The sequence below is a fragment of the Aneurinibacillus sp. UBA3580 genome, assembly GCF_002375825.1.
Lineage (GTDB): Bacteria > Bacillota > Bacilli > Aneurinibacillales > Aneurinibacillaceae > Aneurinibacillus > Aneurinibacillus danicus.
This window is the reverse complement of sequence record NZ_DFMZ01000064.1, coordinates 707-5,299: the sequence shown is the minus strand read 5'-3', so window position 1 is coordinate 5,299 and position 4,593 is coordinate 707. Positions and strand designations below refer to the sequence as shown.

General features: G+C 46.9%; 6 protein-coding genes. All 6 read right to left on the bottom strand.

Annotated elements, in window-relative coordinates; all coding sequences use genetic code 11:
• Positions 1–54: 54 nt before the first annotated feature.
• A complete protein-coding gene (locus B2899_RS10215) occupies positions 55–513 on the bottom strand; it encodes a CtsR family transcriptional regulator (RefSeq protein ID WP_146810714.1) in 459 nt (152 codons plus the stop codon).
• Between the two features lie 187 nt (positions 514–700).
• Positions 701–940, bottom strand: coding sequence for an HAD family hydrolase (locus B2899_RS10210; RefSeq protein ID WP_146810712.1), 240 nt, complete (start codon positions 938–940; stop codon positions 701–703).
• Positions 941–963: 23 nt separating this feature from the next.
• Positions 964–1,719 carry a phosphate ABC transporter ATP-binding protein PstB gene (pstB, locus tag B2899_RS10205; protein ID WP_146810710.1) on the bottom strand — a complete coding sequence of 252 codons (756 nt, stop codon included), beginning with the start codon at positions 1,717–1,719 and terminating at the stop codon, positions 964–966.
• A gap of 19 nt (positions 1,720–1,738) precedes the next feature.
• Positions 1,739–2,617, bottom strand: a complete 879-nt coding sequence (pstA, locus tag B2899_RS10200) for a phosphate ABC transporter permease PstA (protein WP_246147340.1) — start codon at positions 2,615–2,617, stop codon at positions 1,739–1,741.
• Between the two features lie 2 nt (positions 2,618–2,619).
• Positions 2,620–3,543, bottom strand: a complete 924-nt coding sequence (gene pstC, locus B2899_RS10195; RefSeq protein ID WP_146810708.1) for a phosphate ABC transporter permease subunit PstC — start codon at positions 3,541–3,543, stop codon at positions 2,620–2,622.
• Positions 3,544–3,621: 78 nt separating this feature from the next.
• A partial coding sequence (gene pstS, locus B2899_RS10190; protein WP_286885544.1) for a phosphate ABC transporter substrate-binding protein PstS occupies positions 3,622–4,593 on the bottom strand: 972 nt, incomplete at its 5' end.

Genomic DNA, 4,593 nt, shown 5'->3' with positions numbered 1-4,593 from the left:
GCATTCCTGGCAAATCATATCCGCTTCCCTCCCGAATACACATAGTTCTATATGCTAATAAACGAAAATCGTCGTTAACATCGCCCGGAGAATATCGGCGCGCAGCCGATCTCTGAGAGGTATCGGTACAGAAGACAATACTCTCCCTGTGGCCGTTTTCATCATCTGCATTTCTTTCAGCGAGATGAGCCTCTCTTCCCGAAGCCGTTCAATAATATTGTCACAAGCCGCCGCCGTTATACTCTCTCCGATGGTCTCCATTAACATGTTGTAGAAGCGCTGATTATCAATAATTTCGACCTTTCGGATGCGAATATAGCCGCCGCCGCCCCGTTTGCTTTCTACAAGGTAGCCTTTCTCAACAGTAAACCGGGTGCTGATTACATAATTAATCTGCGAAGGGACACACTGGAACTTATCAGCCAATTCGCTGCGCTGAATTTCTACGGCTCCATTGCTCTGCTGCAGAATTTTTTTCAAATGCTGCTCGATAATGTCCGATATGTTCCGCATCTACGCACCTCCCTAACCGGTTTTTCTTTTATCATATTTGACTTTGACTTTCTTTGACTTTAATTATAATGATCCTGATGAAAAATTGCAAGCCATTAATATTTTTATTTTTGACCTCATTTCAATTTTCTATTCTTATGTACCCTATTTTTAGCGTTTGTAACAGCAAAAAACCTGAAGCAAAATTTCACTTCAGGCTTTCTTTATATACTTCAATGAGTGGCAGGATATCAGGAAACGCAGTGACGCAGTCATCCGCACCGTCCAGTTCTCCCTCCGTGGCGAATCCGAAATCACAGGCAATTGTGTACAGTCCATTCACCTTACCTGCTTCTATATCGGAATGGCGATCGCCGACCATAACTGCATGTTGTACATGTAATAGAGGAGAAAGGGCTTCGCTTTTATGCCCGCCTTCCTTTTCCATACATCATTTTTATCCGATGCAACTTATCCAAATCTACCTGTAATATAATCTTCTGTGCGTTTGTCCTGCGGGTTGGTAAAGATGGTTTCTGTTTGATCGAATTCGATCATTTCGCCCAAAAGGAAGAACGCGGTATGGTCGGAGACGCGCGCAGCCTGCTGCATGTTGTGTGTCACGATGATAATCGTATATTTCTTCTTCAGCTCAAACAACAACTCTTCTACCTTCTGTGTGGAAATCGGATCAAGGGCGGAAGTCGGTTCATCCATCAGTACGACTTCCGGCTCCACCGCCAGCGTACGCGCGATGCACAGACGTTGTTGCTGACCACCGGATAAGCCCATAGCGTTCTTATCTAGACGATCTTTTACTTCATCCCACAGACCTGCCTGTGTCAGACAGCGTTCCACGATTTCATCCAACTTCTTCTTATTCCTAAACCCGTTAATCCTTAGGCCCGCTGCAACATTATCATAAATGGACATCGTCGGAAACGGATTCGGCTTTTGAAACACCATGCCTACCTGCTGGCGCACTGTAACCGGATCACGGTCAGAACTGTAGATATTCTGGCCCTCAAGCAGAATTTCCCCTTCCACTTTCGCACCCTCGATAACTTCATGCATACGGTTAATCGCACGCAGGAATGTCGATTTCCCGCAGCCGGAAGGACCGATAAATGCGGTGACCTTGTTTTTTTCGATTGTCATATTAATATCTTTAATCGCATGAAAATCGCCATACCACAAATTTAGGTTTTTCGCTTCAATCATTGTCATTGATCTCCACCTCTATATTCTATCGCTTTCTCGTAACCAAACGCGCCGATACATTTAATACAAGAACAATCAGGATAAGCGTTAACGCTCCGGCCCATGCCTGGGCTTGCCATTCCTTATACGGAGAAATCGCGTAGTTAAATACAAGTACCGGCATCGAGGCGATCGGTTCGCTGAGTGATTGATTCCAGTACATATTTCCAAATGCCGTAAAGAGCAGGGGAGCGGTTTCCCCAGATACACGGGCTACGGCTAACATAATACCGGTAATAATACCGCGCAATGCGGTCGGCAGGATAATCAGCATAATCACGCGCCATTTCGGAATGCCAAGTGCGAGACCTGCTTCACGGATATGGTTCGGCACCAGTTTCAACATCTCTTCCGTCGTACGCGTAACCGCTGGAATCATAATAAACGCCAGCGCTACCCCGCCCGCGTAAGCGGAGAATCCGCCCATCGCCAGTACGACCAGTGCATATACAACGATCCCGACGACGATCGATGGTACGCCGAGCATGATATCAGTCAGGAATGAAACCAGCTTACCGAAGCGGTTGCGTCCATATTCCGACAAGAAGATACCGGCCATTAAACCTACAGGTACGCCGATGGCCGAAGCAATCCCAATCAGTGTGAACGTGCCGAGAATCCCGTTGGCCATCCCCCCTCCCGCCTCTCCTGGAGGAGCCGGAAGCTCGGTAAAGAAAGACAAACTTAAGGCAGATGCACCTTTCACAAGCACATATCCAAGAATACTGAACAGCGGGGTAAGCGCCAACAGCATACTCAGGATCGTCAGCGCCACCATGAACTTGCTGAATGCGCGGCGGCGTCCCAGGTTCGCACTCAGTTTATTCACCTTTTGTTTTTTGGCAGTTTCTAATACGCTTTCCATACTTATTTCGCCTCCTGTACGCCTCTAGACGTGGACCAAACGAGGAAACGCGCGACGATATTCACCAGCAGCGTAACCGCAAACAGCAAGAAGCCAATTTCAATCAAGGTTGATAAGTAAATGTCAGAGGAGGCTTCGTTAAATTCGTTGGCAATGACACTCGCCATCGTATAGGCGGGATCGAATATAGAATCCGGAACTTCCGGGCGATTTCCGATAACCATAGTTACAGACATTGTTTCCCCAATCGCGCGGCCAAGACCGATAATCATCGCGCCGAGAATGCCTGAACGAGAATACGTAAGCACAGCCGTACGAATCATTTCCCATTTCGTAGCGCCGAGAGCCAAAGCGGCTTCACGCTGTGCATCCGGCACAACCATTAGCACTTCCCGCGAAATGGAAGCAATCGTCGGAATGATCATAATCGCCAGGATAACACCTGCCGTGAACATGCCTACACCAAAAGACGGGCCGGCAAAGAACGGGATGAATGTCCCTAGCGTGTTAATAAATACAGGAGCGATATACTCGCGAATGATGGGGCCTAATACGAAAATTCCCCATAAACCATATACAATTGAAGGGATAGCAGCCAGAAGCTCAATGAGAAAACCTACAATATCACGGAACCATTTCGGGGCGATTTCAACAAGAAAAATTGCGATGCCAATGCTAATAGGCGTCGCGATCGCAAGAGCCAACAGCGAAGAAACAATTGTACCATAAATGAACGGCCATGCGCCGAACTCTTCCATGACCGGGTCCCAATCTGAACTGAAGAGAAAGCCCAGTCCGTATTTCGCAAATGAAAAGCTCGATCCGCGGAACATCTCCCAGACCATAAGACCGAGCAGAGCAATAATTGAACAGCCAAAAACGTATGCGATTCCTTTAAATAATTGATCTCCATATCTCTTCTTCAAGGATTACACTCCCATTCTCTTGAAAAAAGCGGCAAAAAACCCCAAGGAGTTTTTTGCGCGCTATTTCCGTCTTACTTCTTATTTAAGAACCGGTTGACCGTCTACTTTTACTTTTTTCAGTTGCTCCACACACTTGTCTTGCAGTTCTTGCGGCAGCGGAGCGTACTGCAGGTCAGAAGCGAACTTCTGTCCATCCGTTACAACCCATTGCATCATAGTAAGCATTTTTTCAGCTTTTGCTTTGTCCATTTTCAAATCTTCCGGAATCAGCACCCATGTTGTACCAACGATCGGGTAGCTGTCTTTACCAGGCTGGTTGTTCAGCTCGATTTTCAAATCTTCCGGAACGTTAGCCAGTCCGCCTTTTGCGGCAGCTGTTACAGAATCAAGAGACGGAGCTACGAATTGACCTTCTTTGTTTTGAATTTGAGCTGCCGACATGTTGTTTTGGATAACATACGCAAGTTCAATGTATCCGATAGCGCCCGGAGTGTTTTGTACTTGACCGGCTACGCCTTCGTTACCTTTTGCACCAGTGCCTGCGCCATCCCACTTGATAGACTTACCAACCTTTTCTTTCGGCCATTTGTCCCCTGCAGCTTTGTTCAGGTACGTGGTGAAGATGTGGCTTGTACCGGAGCTGTCAGAACGGTGTACCGGGAAGATATCTGTGTCAGGAAGTTTTACTCCTTTGTTGTTTGCCGCGATTTGCGGGTCATTCCACTTTTTGATTTTGCCGCTGTAGATGTCGGCAATGTTTTGCGGAGTCAATTTCAAATCTTTAACACCTTCAAGATTATATGCAATGGCTACGCCACCAAGCGTTACCGGAACGTGAAGTACATTGCCGCCAGCAGCTTTGATTTCATCTTCTTTCATCGGAGCGTCAGAAGCCGCGAAATCAACTGTTTTTGCAGTCAACTGCTTGATACCGCCGCCGGATCCGATTGCTTGATAGTTTACTTTCACATCGGCATGCTCTTTGGAATACTCGTTGAACATTTTAGAGAACAGCGGATTTACGAAGCTAGATCCAGCGCCGTTCAGCAT

What these genes read in the sequence shown, in the direction of transcription:
- B2899_RS10210 (WP_146810712.1), bottom strand. Translation starts at nt 940, where the DNA reads ATGGAAAAGGAAGGCGGGCATAAAAGCGAAGCCCTTTCTCCTCTATTA.
- pstB (WP_146810710.1), bottom strand. Translation starts at nt 1,719, where the DNA reads ATGACAATGATTGAAGCGAAAAACCTAAATTTGTGGTATGGCGATTTT.
- pstA (WP_246147340.1), bottom strand. Translation starts at nt 2,617, where the DNA reads ATGGAAAGCGTATTAGAAACTGCCAAAAAACAAAAGGTGAATAAACTG.
- B2899_RS10215 (WP_146810714.1), bottom strand. Translation starts at nt 513, where the DNA reads ATGCGGAACATATCGGACATTATCGAGCAGCATTTGAAAAAAATTCTG.